We start from the raw sequence: 15,852 nt of genomic DNA, 5'->3' as shown, positions 1-15,852 counted from the left end.
ACGATATGAACAAAGATTTGAACCGGTTTTTCATCCCTGCCGCCTCGGCCCTCGGTGCCCTGGCGCTGGTCTGGATCGCTGCGGGTTTTGTGAGCACCAGCCCCTTGGCACTGGTCATGACCTTGGTGATCGCCGCCGTTTACGCAGCAGGCCTGCGCGAACTCCACCACTACCGCGCCGGCACGCGGGGGCTGCATGCGGCACTCTCGAATGTTCCGCCCGCGTTGGACACGCTGGCGCCGTGGCTCGAACAAGTGCCAGCCCCACTGCAGCACAGCGTGCGCTTGCGGATTGAGGGCGAGCGCGTGGCGCTACCCGGCCCGGCACTCACGCCCTATCTGGTCGGTCTGCTGGTCATGCTCGGCATGCTGGGCACCTTTCTCGGCATGGTGCTGACCTTCAAGGGCGCGGTGTTTGCGCTCGAAGGCTCTACCGACCTGCAAGCCATCCGCTCAGCACTGGCGGCCCCCATCAAAGGCCTAGGCCTGTCTTTCGGCACCTCGGTGGCTGGTGTGGCCAGTTCGGCCATGCTCGGGCTGGTGTCAGCGCTCAGCCGGCGCGATCGCTTGCACACCGGCCGCTTGCTGGACCAGCGCATTGCCGGCGTGTTGCGGCCTTTCTCGCTGGCCCACCAGCGCGAAGCCAGCCTGTTGGCCCTGCAACAACAGTCACAAGCCTTGCCCGCAGTGGCCGAGCAACTGCAACGCCTGATGACCCAGATTGAGCAGCGCCACGACACGCTCAGCACCCAACTCGAAAGCCGTCAGCACGCCTTCCACGAAGACGTTAACCGCGCGTACACCACCCTGGCAGCGGCAGTAGGCCAATCCTTGCAAGACAGCTTGTTGGCAGGTGCCCGCCATGCCGGCGAAACCATAGTGCCAGTGGTGGAAACCGCCATGCAGCAGCTGGCCGCAGAGTCCCGCGCCCAGCACGACCGGACCAGCAACACCCTGCACACTCAATTGCAAGACATGCTGGCGGGCTTCCGCGAAAGCACACAGGCCCTGACCTCGGACTGGGCGCGGGCCCTGGGTAAAAGCACCCAAACCCTGCAAACCGAATGGCAAAACGCCGGGGCGCAAGCCCTCGCCCAGCAACAAGCCGTGTGCGCCGCACTCGAGACCAGTGCTGCCACCATCACCACCCGCACCACCGAGCAGGCGGCCGCCGCTTTGAGCGGGGTTACGCAAGTGCTGGCCCGGTCGGAAGCGCTGTTCGACGCCCACCACCAGAGCGAAGCCGCATGGGCCGCGCAACAACAAAGCCGCATGGACGCGCTCGCCGCCCTGTGGCGGACCGAGCTGGCCGCACTGCGCACCGAAGAAGCCGCCCGCGGCGAGGCCGCCAGTGCCCGACTCAGTGAACTCACCACCCGCTTGCGCACTGAAATGACGCGCCTCGACGAGCGCGACACCCAGACCCTGCAAGAGCGCCATCAGCTCATGGAGCGACTCGGCGGGCTGCTGCAATCTGCAGAAGCCACCACCCAAGGGCAGCGCGCCGCAATTGACACCTTGGTCGCCACCGCCGGCAGCACACTGGCCCAGGTGCAAGCGCAGTTTGCCCAAACCCTGGCGCTGCAAGGCGACAAGGCCGAGCAGCTTGCCGCCCATGTGCAAGGCAGCGCCGTGGAGCTCACCAGTTTGAGCAGCAGCTTTCAACACGCGGTGGAACTGTTTGTGGGCAGCAACGACGCCCTGGTGCGCAGCCTGCAAGGCATTGAAGCCGCTGTGAGCCAATCGGTCGAGCGCAGCGACGAGCAACTGGCCTACTACGTGACCCAGGCCCGCGAGGTCATTGACCTGAGCCTGAGCGCGCAAAAATCCGTGGTCGAAGACCTGCGCAAACTGCGCAACCAACCCGCAACCACCGCCCAAGGCCAGGCATGACCGGCGATACCGACATCGCCGACGAAGGCGGTCTGGAGACCGCACCGGTATGGGCCGTCTTTGGCGACCTGATGGCTGGGCTGCTCGGCGCGTTTGTGCTGATCCTGGTGGGCGTGCTGGTGGTGCAGATGGACCTGGTGGCCAACCTCGAGGCCGAGGTCAAAAAGCGCCAGCAGGAAGAGCAGCGCCGCATGGCCCTCGAAAAAGCATTGGCCATACCGCTGCAGTCCGGGCGGGTCACCCTCAATAACGGCCGTATCGGCATCAGCGGCAGCGTGCTGTTTGCCGTCAGCTCTGACCAGCTGCGCCCCGATGGGCGGCAGCTCCTCAAAAGCTTGGTGCCACCGCTGCAGGTGTACCTGGGTGAGCGCAATGAAATGCTGATGGTCAGTGGCTTTACTGACGACCAGCCCGTCTCCGGCAGCAACCGGCGGTTTGCGGACAACCTCGAGCTCTCGGCCCAGCGCTCACTCACAGTTACCCGCGCACTGATCGAAGAGGGCATGCCCGCCTCCCGCGTATTTGCCGCCGCATTCGGTGCCGAACAGCCGGTGGCCTCCAATCAAAACGACAGTGGCCGGGCGCTCAACCGCCGGGTCGAAATGGCGCCCGTTCCCAAGGGAGCGCCCGCACATGACTGAGGCGGCAGCCCCAGCAGATCAACTGCTGGCCACCTTGGACGCGTTGCGCTCTGCCGGCCGGCAGGCACTCGACCCGGTGCGCTTTCGCTACCTAGAGACACTGGCACAACGGCTGCCCACGCAATCAGGCGCAGTGCAACACCACCTGTGTACCGCCTTGAGCAACGCGCTGGCAGATTTTGAGCGCCGCTGCGCGATAGCCCCGGCCCGACTGTCGAGCACGGCCGCGCCTGGCTGCGCGCCCTTGCGGCGAGCGGGCCTGAACAGCTTGAAAGCGCTCAACACGCAGCTTCGTGTGCCGCAAGCGGACACACCACACGGCGCGGCCCCAACACCCACACGCGGTGTGCCGGAGATGAAGAGCGTTCAGCAGTTCAAGCAAGCCTGGGGCCGCATGAAAGTGCAAGACCAAGTCGGACACGCCCTCACCCAAGGCCCTGCCAATGCCGGCCCACTCAACTCGCACCGGCTGGTGCTGCGTACCCTGGGCCTAATGCAAGACCTGTCACCGGCCTACCTGCACCACTTCATGAGCCACTTGGACACCCTGCTGCAGCTCGATACCTTGACGCTGCCGCAGGCCCCAAAAGCAGCCAAGCCGGCCAAGGCTGTAAAAAGTACCAAACCGGTGGCCCGGAAGACGGCTGTCAAGAAGTAACGGGATTCAAAGCCTAGCGGGTTAGACGCCACGATCTATCCCCCGATTTGACGTGCCTAAATACCTGTAGGTATACTTCGCCCAACACGGCCCCCTTCAGAAACGCACTTCGGTGCCAACTGCTTGGGGGTTTTTCTTTGGGCGATTACTTACCAAGCCCGCTGATCCCAGCCCTCATCGACCCCCATTCCGATCAATGTAATGCCCACATGACTCAGGTCTGGAAATTGGGTTGAGAGATGCTGCTTAAACCGCGCGCCCCAACTGGACGACGGATTGATCACCCGCATCAGATGCTGGCAAATACACATCAGCAAGAACGGGCGAGTTCTTAGAACGTTGCCGCTTTCGCCCACAAAAGCATCCAAAGACGGCACCTGCCCCAATTTGGGTAGCTTAGGGCTCTCCACAATGTTGCGATTCCACAAGCGGCTATGGTGGGCACATACATTGCGCAAATAGTTCAGGCTGCGCAACCAGCTAGCGAAAACACGGCCATCCTCCACACCGTAGCTATTTGCGATGGCATCTTGATCTTCAGTTTTCAGCCCTGAAAAAAGGGTGGACATACAGCCAAAATCCCACACCTCACAAGCAACCCATATGGCAACGGGCAAGCCATATTTGTCCTTGTTATGGGTCATAAATGTCTCGCGGGAGCGACCGATAAGCCCCGCATGTTTTGCGAGCCATGCATGGTGCCGTGGCAGCCCGGTATCTGCCTGAATCTCCGTTGCAAAACTCTCATGAAAAAGTTCTGGCTTCAGGTACGCAAATTGGTCCTGCTCGCCCAAACGATGCGATAGATCGACCCGCAGCGCGACCTCAATCCGCTCAAGGGCATCCAACACCAACAGGCGCAACTTCTTGTCAAACACATACAAGTCCACCGCGTTTTGAAAGGAAGTTCCCGGCTTGAAGTCATCCAGCACAGGGCGATCGATGCGTACTTTTTTGGGCTTTCCGCCCGTCTTTTCGTCCAACGGGCAATAGGCGGTGCGAAGACGAAAGTCATACCAATAGCCGCTCAGCCTGTAGTACCCGATGCGCTCCAGATAGTCCAAGGCCTTGCCCACATCGCCCACCACCATGCCGCGACTTTGCAACTTGGCGAGCTGCTGTTCCATGCTCAGCCACGGCTTGATATAGGGCATATGTACTCCGTTTGCGTGAAGTTAGGTAGCCACCTCTTGCACCAGCGCCTCGGCCAGATGAGCTTGGGTGGATTGGCTGTCGGACAGGAGCTGGCGCAAGCAGGCGAGATTGGAGACACGCACGATTAGCTAGCGCTCCTGCTTCAATAGCTGAAGGATTTCCCCGGGCGCATCCCAGTCTCCTTCGGAATACCAAATTGGGCTGATGCCATGAGATGCCAAGAACTGGTCACGTACTCTCAACTCTTGTTCGTCATCAGGGGCCGTCAGGATTGCAAAGTGATCCGGCATCGACTCTCTATTTTGCTCAAACACATCCTTCAGACTACTCAAGTACCTATCCGCAATCAAACTACATCCAAGGAAAACAATAGAAAAGCTGGCAAAGACACGCATCAAAGTCCGTGGCACGGGTCGGTCATTAGCGTAGCTTTGATCGTACTCTTGTCGTGTGAGAACCCGGTTCTTCTGGTCGTCAATATTGCCATGCAATTTGAGGAGGTACTTCTCTCCCTGAAACGCTGCCTTTATGAATCGATATGAATCCTCATTGCCGACTACTTTTTCTGTGAATGGTCGGCGAACCTCCTGATGGCAGTTTTCCAGTACACGATCAAAATTTGTCGTAATGACTGCACCACCGAAGAGATCGATCAGCTCGGTGGATGGACTTCGCGAAGGATCAATGCGTGGATTTTCGAATGCTGAGCGAAATTCCCGCGTGAACACATCAAGCGTTTGAGCAGCGATAACTTCATCCATCACGAGTTCATGCTCACCTGCTTGCAATCTAAGTTTCGTAGTCGCTTCATCCATCCCTCCTTTGATAGCTTGCTGAACAACATAGCTTCTCCAAGACGGACAACCAGCAGCGACTGAAAAACCAGCACCGATAAATGGCAAGACAATCGCCTGACGTCGCACCAGCATCTGTAACCGCTCAAAAACTGCTTCGTTTGTCGGGAATCCCTCTAAGCGGAGTGTTCTTTTTCGCTCCAATGCATTTTGTTCATTAAGCAGAGCCGAATAAGTAGGGCGGTCCGCATAGAACAAGGCACGACTAATGGAAGGAATGGGAGACTCAGTTCCATCCGGTCTTTTTAGAGTAAGCGCGTATTCACCAAGATCACCATCGTCGAGCATGTCATTGAAACGCTCATTCTGGTCGAACGCTATGCTGCCATCTCTTACTTCATCTGAGTCAGGAAAGGCTTCAACGTTTTTCATGTTGCAGCAACCTCATCCGTGAGTGCCTGGGCCAGTTGAGCTTGAGTGGATTGGCTGGCGGCCAGGCGCTGGCGCAGCTCGGCGCACAGGCGGCGCAGCTGGGCTACGCGGGTGACGATGCGGGATTGTTCGGCTATCGGTGGGAGCGGCAGCGCCAACTCGGTGACGTCTGAAACTTTCAAATTTGGCTGTAGGCCCGATCCATTGAAACGATTTTGATAGATGCTCAATACTTCCGGCAACTGCATGTACGCAAATGCAAACTCACAGTCGATGCTTGAGCCGCACCTAATTGCAGCCACACGTTGATTGATCAAAGCTCCTTCGTAAGAAGTCGGACACCTGCTAATTTTCAGACCGTCGGAAACGTATGGTCGGGTCAAAGCAAGAATCAAATCATGCTTCGCAGCCTTGAAACTATTAAAGCCTTCAGCAAAGCTCGGCGGCAGATAGTCATCAGTCACATGGAATTCACCAACCCCTGCATTTGTGATCTTTATTGCTCGGATGCCAGATTCAGCAGAGAAATCTTCACTGCTGAAGGCATAACCAGAAATCACCTTTGACACGTCACCCAACCGCACCCACTCCCACCCTGTTGGCAACATAAACAGCTGTTCATGCTCTGCAATCGACGGCAGGAGCTTGTCGCGTTTAATCTTGCCCTCGGCGATGAGTTTGTCTTTCTCGGCGCGGATTTTCTTGAGCAGCTCGCTGGCGGGCTCGTCTTGCGGATCTTGGGGGACGAGCAGGCCGCGCACTGCGAGTTGGAGGATGTTTTGCTCCAGGGCGTCTACTGCTTCGGGGCGGTCTAGCAGCAAGTCGAAGTGGGTGGCGATGCGCTGCCAGTTGTCAGCCAGTTGCGTGGGCGTTTCACTCTCAGTGAGCGTGGCCAGCAGGGTGCTGACGAGTTGGGCGTGTTGAGTGGCTTCGAGCTGGCCTTTGGCTTCGAGCGCGTCGCACAAGTGCATGAGCTCTTCGACGCGGGTGACGATGCGGGATTGTTCAGTAAGGGGTGGTAAACAAACTGCTCTCTGCAGCGTCTCAGTAACCTTCACGAAGGGCTGCGCTCCACCACTCCTAATCCAATAACTTTCATTGTTTAACAGCAGCATCGCATATTCCGGCATGACCACGTCTAACACCGGCCAGATGATGTGCGTGTTTGCAATTGAGCTCCATTTTCCCGTCGCTAGAAACGCTTTGCCACATCGAGCACCAACTGCCGAAAGCACAAGTGCTGTTCCCTCATATTCAAAATCTGCCAGCCATACATCCTGCCCTGATGCTGAAAAACCCGGAAACAGATGATCTGCAGGCTCAGAAAACAGCTTTCCCTTGATCAACTTGGAATTGCCACTACGAGGAACAAAAACATTTGATCCGACGATTGATATCCATCCGTTTGGAAGACAGTCAATATCTTCCGTGAGTTCGACTCGCTCAAGAGTACGAGATCGAGGGACCTTGCCTTCTTCGATCAACCGTTCAACCGCACTTGTGATTCGCGACGTATCTGCAGACAACTCACTTGAGTCTTGAGGCACCAGCTTGCCTTGGACCGCCAGCGTCAAAATCAGCTCGCGCAAACGCGCCACGCCACCGGGAGAAGTGGCCAACAGGTTCAAATTTGATAGCAGCATGCGCTTATTCAATCTGCGCTAGCGAGCGATTTGGCCAATATTCCCTTGAGCTCATCGCGCAGGGCTTGCGCCTCACCTTGCAGGCGGGCGTAGTCGGCCAGCAGTTGCGCAGGGTCGTGGCTCACGGTGTCTGCGGCGTGGGGGTTCTTTTGGTCGAGGTTGTAGTTGGCGGCCTTGATCTGCTCGATGCTCACCTTCCAGGCGCGTTCGTTTTCTTGCCTAGAGGCAAAGCCATCGGCCTCGGTGCCCCACCAGGCTTTCTCGGCGTCGAACTCTTCGATGCGGATGGGCTTGGTTTTGTTGTAGTTCTTCACGCCCGTGGGGTACGGGTGCTCGTAGTACCAAACTTCCTTGGTGGGCGTGCCTTTGGTGAAGAACAGCAGGTTGGTCTTGATGCCGGTGTAGGGCGCAAACACACCGTTGGGCAGGCGCACGATGGTGTGCAGGTTGCACTCGGCCAGCAGTTGCTCTTTGATGCGCGTCTTGACGCCTTCGCCAAACAGGGTGCCGTCGGGCAGCACCAGCGCGGCGCGGCCTTTGGCTTTGAGGATGTGTTTAATGAGCACCAGAAACAAGTCTGCTGTTTCTTTGGTGCGCACGTCGGCAGGAAAGCCTTGCTCGATGCCCGGCTCTTCCACACCACCGAAGGGCGGGTTGGTGAGCACCACGTCCACGCGGTCTGCCTGGGTCACTTCGCGCAGCGGGCGGGCCAGGGTGTTGCCGTGCTGGATGAGGCTGGGCACCTCGATGCCGTGGAGCATGAGGTTGGTGACGCACAGCATGTGGGGGAGTTGCTTTTTCTCGACGCCGGTGATGCTGTTTTGCAGCATGACATCGTGCTCGGGCGTATGGGCTTGCTTGCGCAGGTGCTCGATGGCGCAAACCAAAAAGCCGCCGGTGCCGGTGGCGGGGTCGAGCACTTTTTCGCCCAAGCGGGGGTTGACCATGTCCACCATGAACTGGGTGACGGCGCGGGGGGTGTAGAACTCGCCCGCGTTGCCGGCGCTTTGCAGGTCGCGCAGTATCTTCTCGTACAGGTCGTTGAACTGGTGGCGCTCGGCCTGGCGGTTGAAGTCGATAGCCGCGAGCTTGTTGATGACCTGGCGTAGCAGGTGGCCGCTTTTCATGAAGTTGTTGGCGTCTTCAAACACGCTGCGCACCACGTAGCCGCGCGGGTTGCGCTGGGCGTCGCCCCCTAGGTTTTTGAGTGCGCCAAACAGGTCGTCGTTCACGAACTTGAGCAGGCCGTCGCCGGTGATGCCCTCAGCGTCTGCCGCCCAGTTGCGCCAGCGCAGGGGCTCGGGGATGGGGCTTGTGTAGCTGTCGCGGGTGAGTTCGAGCTCTTCTTCCAGCGCGTCAAACACTTTGAGGAAGAGCAGCCACACCATTTGCTCGATGCGCTGGGCGTCGCCGTTGATGCCGGCGTCCTGGCGCATGACGTCTTGGATAGATTTGATGGTTGCCGAGAGGTTGGACATGGTTTGTTCTTGTTTTGGTATGAAATATGGCTCTAGCGCACGTGGAATGTGCGCAAGCAGCTATGAATTTAGTAGCAATTCACTCATCTACCCAATCAAGTTGCGGACTTGCTGGCGGCCATGAGCCCGCTGCGACGCGCTGGGTGTACCAGCGGAGCATGGCGGCGTCCTCGACCGCGTATTCGCTGCGGGCGGATTTCCAGATCAGGCTGGGCTGGTGGGCGCGCAAACCTTCCAAGGCTTTTTGCGCCTTGGCCACGGTGACTTTTTCACCCGTTTTCTCGTTGTAGAACTGAAGCGCGTCGGCGTCATACGGGCGAAAGCGTTGGCCCAGTTCCAGCATGCGCCAGAGCACGGCTTGCTCCAGCGGACGCAGGGCGGTGAAGTCGCTTTCCATCTGCGACTCGTCAGCGTCTTGTTTCTGCAGGGCTTTATCCAGCATGGCGTCTTCAAATCTGCCGGTGTTGGTGGCCAAAGGGCTGAGCACCTGCCCGAGGGCCTCCATAAAAAACTGGGGACGCTGGCCGAAACGCGTAAAGGCTTCGCTCAAGGTAGCTTCGTTGACTGGGGCAAGGTCGGCACGCTGGCGGACTATGAGTTGCGCGATGTGGGCAATGAAGTCAGCCCCTAGCTCGGGCATGCGGTGGATTTGGGAGCCGTAGAAAGGGGCCGCATTGGTGTTGACCAGCCGCAGGAGCTTGTCGCGATCGGAGCCTGACATCACCAGCATGAGCCGCACCTCGCCGGGGCGGTTGAGTTGGTCACGGGCGGACTTGAGTGCCGCCATCGCGGTTTCACCCGCCTCGCTGGTGAGTGCATGCTGGGCCTCGTCTATCACCAGCGCGACGGGGGCTTTGCTAGCTTCGGACAGGGCGCGCAGTGCATCGGTGAGGGTGCTGCCGTCGACCTTGCCGATTTTTGAGGTGTCGATTTTGATACCCCCGACGCTGATGCTGTCCAGCCCCGCCAACTTGGCAGTCTTGGCCACCACGCCCAACTGCTTTAGCAAAGCTTGGCCCACCGCCTCGGCAATGAGGCTGCCGGGGTCACGCTTCTGGTCCGCCCACAGGTCCACGTACACCACCACCACCTGGCGGCGCTGCAACTCGGGCATGAGGTCGGCTTGCAGGAAGGTGGATTTGCCTGTGCGGCGGGGCGCTGCCAGAAACAGTCCGTTGGGCGCATCGCTAAAGACGTCTTTACCCTGCAAAGCATCGGCCAAGCTGGATGCCAAGGGCGTACGCGGGTAGTAAAGCATGGGTTTATCCAAAAATATCTTGGTTCAGATATTTTATCTGAATTTGGATAATTTTGGATAATTTCCGGCGAAACCGACTTACTCGCTTGCCGCGTAAAGCTCGCGCTCCAGCGTCTGCAGGGCGGTTTTGTACTGGGGGCGGCCGCCGAAGCTCTTGATGATTTCAGCTGGGCGGCCTATGTCGGTGAAGGGTTGTACGTTGAAGACCGTGTCGGCCTCGATGGTGGCAATGCCTTCGTCGGCGTATTTGTCGAGCAGGGCGTCGATGACCTGGCGGGCCACCGGGCCGTAGTGGGTGAATATGTTGTATTTGGCATTGCGCTTCTTCACCCTGCGGGCGCGCTCGCGCCGGGTGAGGGGCGGCATGTTGTAGGCCACGTGCAAAAGCGCATCAAACGGGTCCAGCCCGGTGTGTCCTTGGGCGCTGAGTTCCTCTTGCATTGCCTCCACCAGCACACCGCGCGACTCCAGCTCTTCCAGCAGAGCGGCTTTGCGGTCTGCGTCGTTCCAGGCTTGCAGGAACTTGTCCAAAGAGTCGTATTGCTTGGTGAGGTTGATGCGGGTGTAGTCGCGCAGACTCTCGGTGATGAGCTTGCCCTGGGCGTTGAGGTACTGCACCCGCTCGCGGGCCACCGCGACGGTGACCTGGTTGCCGAGCACGTATTTGATGGGCGGCGTGCCGCCTGCGCCGCCGAAGGGACCGAGGGGATCCAGTGGATCTTGGGGGCCTTGCGTGCCATCAATTCCGGGCAGGCCAGGGTTAGCGGGGGCTAACGGTTCAGGCGGCGTGTCCGGTGGCGCGATGGGGTCGCTGCCTTTGGGTTCGTAGATTTGCACAGGCTCGCCGTCAAAGGCGGGGTCGGCAAAGTTGTCGGTGGCGCGCTTGAAGTCGAGGATGGTGAACCAGCTTTTGCCCAGATCTTCGCGCAGGCGGGTGCCGCGGCCAATGATTTGCTTGAACAGCGTCATGGACTTGATGTTCTGGTCCAGCACGATGAGCTTGCAGGTTTGCGCGTCAACCCCCGTGCTCATGAGTTTGGAGGTGGTGGCAATGACCGGGTAGGATTTCTCGGGGTCGATGAAGTTGTCCAGCTCGCGCTTGCCCTCCAAGTTATCACCCGTGATTTGCACCACGTAGTTGGGTTGGGTGGCGCAGATGTCGGCATTGGCGTTGCTGATCGCCTGGCGCATGCGGGCGGCGTGGTCTATGTCTTCACAAAACACGATGGTTTTGGCCATGCGGTCGGCGGCGCGCAGGTAGGCGGTGATGCGCTCGGCCACCACCGCGTCGCGCGGCTCCATGACCAGCTTGCGGTTCATGTCGCGGCCGGTGTAGACGCGGTCTTCGATGAGCTGGCCCTTGTTGTCAGTCATGCCTGCGGTGGGGCGCCAGCCGAAGGTGTCTTTGTCCAGGTCCACCCGGATGACTTTGTAGGGCGCCAGAAAGCCGTCTTCAATGCCTTGCTTGAGGCTGTAGGTGTAGATGGGTTCGCCGAAGTAGGCGATGTTGGACGTGTCTTTGGTTTCTTTGGGTGTGGCGGTCAGCCCCACATGGGTGGCGCTGACAAAGTAGGTGAGGATGTCGCGCCAAGCGGAGTCTTCATTAGCGCTGCCACGGTGGCACTCGTCCACCACGATGAGGTCGAAGAAGTCGGGGCTGAACTGCTTGTAGATGTTTTGCTCTTCTTCGGTGCCTGTCACTGCCTGGTAGAGCGAGAGGTATATCTCATAGCTTTTGTTGACGGCCTTGGTAGTTTTGTCCACCGCGAGGTCTACGTCATCCACCTCAATCTGGCCTTGGGCGTTGACGCGTTCCACGCCCTTCGCATTAGCGCTGAGCTTGGCCATGGCGCCCTTGAAGGGGCGGAAGTCGTTGACCATGGTTTGGTCAATGAGGATGTTGCGGTCCGCCAGAAACAGGATGCGCTTTTGGCCAAGGGGTTTGTTAGCGCGCCAGCTGGACTTCCACAGCCGGTGGATGATTTGGAAGGCGGTGTAGGTTTTGCCGGTGCCGGTGGCCATGACGAGTAGCACGCGGTTTTGTCCGGCGGCAATGGCTTCTACCGTGCGGTTGATGGCGTTGAGCTGGTAGTAGCGCGGCACTTTTTTGCCACTCGGGTCCGGCGCGTAGTCATAGGCAGCCACGCTTTGCACTTCAGCGCTCCAACCTTTCCAGGTGCAGTAGCGCGCCCACAGCTCATGCGGGGTTGGGAACTGGTCCAGCGTAAGGGCTTGCTCCAGCACGCCGGTGGCCAGCGTGGCGTCGCGGAAGATGAAGCTGTCGCCATTGCTGGCAAAGCTGAAAGGCACATCTAAAAGCGTGGCGTAGTTCAGCGCTTGCTGCATGCCCGCTTGGGGCGAGAGGCGCGCCTTCTTGACCTCAACCACCGCCAGCGGGATATTGGGCTTGAGGAATAAGACGAAATCGGCTTTGAGGACCGTGTCTTTGTCGCGGTGGGACTTGTTGCCCCGCACCACGACACGGCCTGCGCGCAGGGGGAACTGGGCGTAAATCTGGTCCAGTGTGTGCCAGCCGGCTTGCACCATGGCAGGGCGAACGTATTTGTCGCTGATGTCGCTCTCGGATAGCGCGTGTTTATCCATGCTTTTGCGGGCTCCCTGCCTTGCTTTTAGTACCGCGCAATCTGCGTTGCGGGGGCTACGGCGCATTCTGCCATTGGGCTTGGTTGCGGCGGGGTTCTAGTAGTATCCGCCGCACCCAATTTCACTAGCACAGATACACACCATGAACAGCTCCGCGATCCAACGCATCAACCCCGCCGCCCAATGGTCGGACGCAGTGGTGCACAACGGCACCGCGTATTTTGTAGAAGTGCCTGAGAGCGGCACCGACATCACCAGCCAATCGCAGGCGGTGTTTGCCCAGGCAGAACGCACGCTGGCGCTGGCCGGCAGTAACAAAAGCCGCCTGTTGATTGCCACCATTTACCTCAAACACATGGCTGACCGCGCCGCCTTTAACGCCGCGTGGCAAGCCTGGTTGCCCGAAGGCTGCGCACCGGCCCGCGTATGTGTCAGCGCCGAGATGGCCAGTCCGGACTACCTGCTGGAAATTGCCTTCACCGCCGCGGTGGCTTGAGCTTGTGACGGCGACAACTCAGCCCCCCTTCCAAGCCTCCGCCGATAGCCTGGACCCGACCGACTGGAATTCGGTGCGGCAGATGGGCCACCGGATGCTCGACGACATGGTCGACATGTTGGCCGGCCTGCGCGAAACCCCCGTGTGGCAGCCCATGCCACCAGAGGCTCGCCAGGCACTGCGCGGCGGTGCCCTACCTACAGAGCCCGGCGACCTGGATGCGGTGTACCAAGACTTTCAAACTCTGGTGCAGCCTTACGGCAGCGGCAACAGCCACCCCCGCTTCATGGGCTGGGTGCAGGGCGGGGGCAACCCGGTGGGCATGTTGGCCGAACTGCTGGCTGCCGCTACCAACCCCAACCTCGGCGGGCGCGACCACGCACCGATTGAGGTAGAGCGCCAGGTGATCCGCTGGGCGGCAGAGATGCTGGGTTTCCCGCAGGATGCCAGCGGTGTGCTGGTCACCGGCACCTCCATGGCCAATCTGATTGCCGTGCTGGTGGCGCGCACGCGGGCGCTAGGCACCGACGTGCGGCGGACCGGACTGCAGGGCCGCCGGCTGGTGGCCTACACCTCGGTCGAAGCCCACAACTGTGTGGCCCGCGCCATGGACATGGCCGGCCTGGGTAGCGATGCGCTGCGCCTGATCGGTGTGGACGCCCACCACCGCATCGACCTGCACGCCCTGCAAGCCGCCATTGCGCAAGACACGGCAGCAGGCCTGCAGCCTTTTATGGTGGTGGGCTGCGCGGGCACGGTGGATACCGGCTCGGTAGACGACTTGTCGGCCCTGGCCGCACTGGCGCGCACACAAGGCCTGTGGTTTCATGTGGACGCCGCCTACGGTGCGCTGGCCATGCTTTCGCCTGCACAGCGCCCGCTGTTGCAGGGCCTGAGCGAAGCGGACTCGGTGGCCTTTGATTTTCATAAATGGGCGCAAGTGCCTTACGACGCGGGCTGCATTGTGGTGCGCGATGCCGCGCTGCACGCTGCCACCTTTGCCAGCCAACCGGCCTATCTGCAACGCAGCGTGCGCGGTATGGCGGGCAACCAGCCGTGGCCCACCGACTTCGGGCCCGACCTGTCGCGCGGTTTCCGGGCGCTCAAGGTCTGGATGACACTCAAAACCTATGGCGCAGCCAAACTGGGGCAGGTAGTGGCCCACAACTGCAGCCTGGCGCAGCACCTGGCCCGTTGTGTGGACGCTGAGCCGCAGTTAGAGCGGCTGGCACCCGTGACGCTCAATGTGGTGTGTTTTCGGGTGAAGGCCCAGGGGGTGGACCTGGACGCGCTGAACGCCGACATCGTGGCCGATGTGCAGGAGTCCGGCATCGCGGTGCCATCTACCACGCGCATTGGTGGGGTGCTGGCCATCCGCGTGGCACTGGTGAACCACCGCACCCGGCAGGAAGATGTGCAGATGCTGCTGGACGCCGTGCTAGCGGCAACTCAGCAGCGACTGGCCAGCGCTTAGCTTTAAGGCGCGCTGCGTACCGGCCCGGTCGAAGCGCGCACCACCAGCACCGGGTCAGGCACATGCATGATGGTCGGTTCGTGCTGCGGGTTTTCAATCAGGTCCAGCAACAGGTTGATCGACATGGTCGCCACCTGCTCGATGCCCAGCGCGACCGTAGTGAGGGCGGGGCGCATGTCGCGTGCGAGTTGGATGTCGGTAATGCCGATCAGCGAGATGTCTTGCGGAATCCGGATGTTGCGGTCTGCCAGCGCTTGGCTCGCGCCATAGGCCATCAGGTCGTTGGTGCAAAAAATGGCGGTCAGGTCGGGGTGCTGCTCCAGCAGTGAGTCGGTGGCCTCATGGCCCCCGGCCACGGTATCGCTGACATTGCGCACCAGCGCATCGTCCACGGTGATGCCGGCAGAAGCCAGTGCACCCTTGAACCCATTCAGGCGCCCGAGCTGCATACCCTCGAGGCCGCAACCCACAATGGCGCCAATGCGCGTGTGACCCAACGCCAATAGGTGCTGGCCTGCAATTTCACCCGCGCGGTGAAAGTTCACCACCACGTGCGGAATACGGTCGGCCAGGTCCACATGCTCTTCCGACGCCAGCACGATGGGCGAGCGGCGGGTTTTGAGCTCATTGATGTCGTCCGCACTGATACCGGTGTGCAGCACCAGCACGCCGTCAGCCAAGGTGCCGGCGATCTGGTGCAGATAGGCGCGGCCGATGTCGGGCCGTTCGTCGGTGTTACACACCATCAAAAAGTAGTTGCGGTGGCGCGCCACCCGCTCGGCCACCCGCACGAACTCGGGGTAGAAGGGGTTGTTGATATCGGGCAGCACCAGCGCCACCATCGACGACTTGCCCTCGGCCAATGCACGCGCCATCAGGTTGGGGCGGTAACCGGTCGCGGCAATTGCGTCTTGCACTTTTTGCACCGTGGCGGGCTTCACCTTCTGGGTGTTGCGCAGCACATTGGACACGGTGGCCGTGGTGACCCCGGCCAGACGGGCGACTTCGCTCAATGTGGCCATAAAGGCAAGGTTTTCATGTGAATTGGCATCGTTCGATACGTTTTTTTGAATCCTAGGACATACCCTAGTCCAGCGTTTTTTCTGCAATACCCATAGGTATACTACAAAAATTGTCGGATTTAACCGCTTAAATTTCTATTTAACGGATGTCTCCCCGGCGGGTCTGCAAGCCCTGCCGGACCGGTGGCGGTGCGAATATCGGCATGTGTTTCAGTCAGAAATTTAACCGCTTAAATTTACGAAAGGACGCCAGCCGGTACCAGGATTCAACCCCAACACACTCTGGTTTCATTCACAAAGGCAGA

The 15,852-nt window shown here is 59.8% G+C and carries 12 protein-coding genes; 5 read left to right on the top strand and 7 right to left on the bottom strand.

Features of this window, described 5'->3' with window-relative positions; all coding sequences use genetic code 11:
- Window positions 1-5: 5 nt before the first annotated feature.
- Genes RAE21_RS16530 through RAE21_RS16520 form a run of 3 tightly spaced genes read left to right on the top strand, consistent with a single transcriptional unit; the run spans window position 6 to window position 3,191 of the window.
- On the top strand, window positions 6-1,892 hold the full coding sequence (locus RAE21_RS16530) for a hypothetical protein (protein WP_313882299.1): 1,887 nt from the start codon (window positions 6-8) through the stop codon (window positions 1,890-1,892).
- The gene (locus RAE21_RS16525) at window positions 1,889-2,533 is read left to right on the top strand and encodes an OmpA family protein (RefSeq protein WP_313874680.1); all 645 of its coding nucleotides are present in this window, start codon (window positions 1,889-1,891) and stop codon (window positions 2,531-2,533) included. Before RAE21_RS16530 ends, RAE21_RS16525 begins: the two co-directional genes overlap by 4 nt.
- Entirely contained in the window at window positions 2,526-3,191 is a 666-nt protein-coding gene (locus RAE21_RS16520; protein ID WP_313882298.1) for a DUF2894 domain-containing protein, read from the top strand. Before RAE21_RS16525 ends, RAE21_RS16520 begins: the two co-directional genes overlap by 8 nt.
- A 149-nt stretch (window positions 3,192-3,340) precedes the next feature.
- Here the strand turns inward: RAE21_RS16520 and RAE21_RS16515 are convergent, their stop codons facing one another.
- From RAE21_RS16515 to hsdR, 6 genes are all read right to left on the bottom strand, one after another.
- A complete protein-coding gene (locus RAE21_RS16515; RefSeq protein ID WP_313882297.1) occupies window positions 3,341-4,282 on the bottom strand; it encodes an Abi family protein in 942 nt (313 codons plus the stop codon).
- 192 nt (window positions 4,283-4,474) lie between these two features.
- Entirely contained in the window at window positions 4,475-5,572 is a 1,098-nt protein-coding gene (locus RAE21_RS16510; RefSeq protein ID WP_313882296.1) for an SIR2 family protein, read from the bottom strand.
- A complete protein-coding gene (locus RAE21_RS16505; RefSeq protein ID WP_313882295.1) occupies window positions 5,569-7,215 on the bottom strand; it encodes a restriction endonuclease subunit S in 1,647 nt (548 codons plus the stop codon). Before RAE21_RS16505 ends, RAE21_RS16510 begins: the two co-directional genes overlap by 4 nt.
- 8 nt (window positions 7,216-7,223) lie before the next feature.
- Window positions 7,224-8,693 (bottom strand): type I restriction-modification system subunit M, encoded by a 1,470-nt coding sequence (locus RAE21_RS16500; protein WP_313882294.1) that lies wholly within the window; start codon window positions 8,691-8,693, stop codon window positions 7,224-7,226.
- A 79-nt stretch (window positions 8,694-8,772) separates the two neighbouring features.
- A complete protein-coding gene (locus tag RAE21_RS16495) occupies window positions 8,773-9,951 on the bottom strand; it encodes an AAA family ATPase (RefSeq protein WP_313882293.1) in 1,179 nt (392 codons plus the stop codon).
- 78 nt (window positions 9,952-10,029) lie between these two features.
- Window positions 10,030-12,555, bottom strand: coding sequence for an EcoAI/FtnUII family type I restriction enzme subunit R (gene hsdR, locus RAE21_RS16490; protein ID WP_313882292.1), 2,526 nt, complete (start codon window positions 12,553-12,555; stop codon window positions 10,030-10,032).
- Between the two features lie 142 nt (window positions 12,556-12,697).
- Here hsdR and RAE21_RS16485 point away from each other — a divergent pair, with 142 nt between their 5' ends.
- Together RAE21_RS16485 and RAE21_RS16480 are read left to right on the top strand one after the other, a co-directional pair.
- Window positions 12,698-13,051 carry a RidA family protein gene (locus tag RAE21_RS16485; RefSeq protein WP_313882291.1) on the top strand — a complete coding sequence of 118 codons (354 nt, stop codon included), beginning with the start codon at window positions 12,698-12,700 and terminating at the stop codon, window positions 13,049-13,051.
- 4 nt (window positions 13,052-13,055) lie between these two features.
- The gene (locus tag RAE21_RS16480; RefSeq protein WP_313882290.1) at window positions 13,056-14,525 is read left to right on the top strand and encodes a pyridoxal phosphate-dependent decarboxylase family protein; all 1,470 of its coding nucleotides are present in this window, start codon (window positions 13,056-13,058) and stop codon (window positions 14,523-14,525) included.
- 2 nt (window positions 14,526-14,527) lie between these two features.
- On the opposite strand, the gene RAE21_RS16475 is transcribed toward RAE21_RS16480, so the two are convergent.
- Window positions 14,528-15,547: a LacI family DNA-binding transcriptional regulator gene (locus RAE21_RS16475; RefSeq protein WP_313882289.1), complete on the bottom strand. Its 1,020-nt coding sequence runs from the start codon at window positions 15,545-15,547 to the stop codon at window positions 14,528-14,530.
- Between the last annotated feature and the right edge of the window lie 305 nt (window positions 15,548-15,852).

Source organism: Rhodoferax potami (genome assembly GCF_032193765.1).
Classification (GTDB): Bacteria; Pseudomonadota; Gammaproteobacteria; order Burkholderiales; family Burkholderiaceae_C; genus Allorhodoferax; species Allorhodoferax potami.
This window is presented reverse-complemented; position numbering and strand designations above follow the sequence as displayed.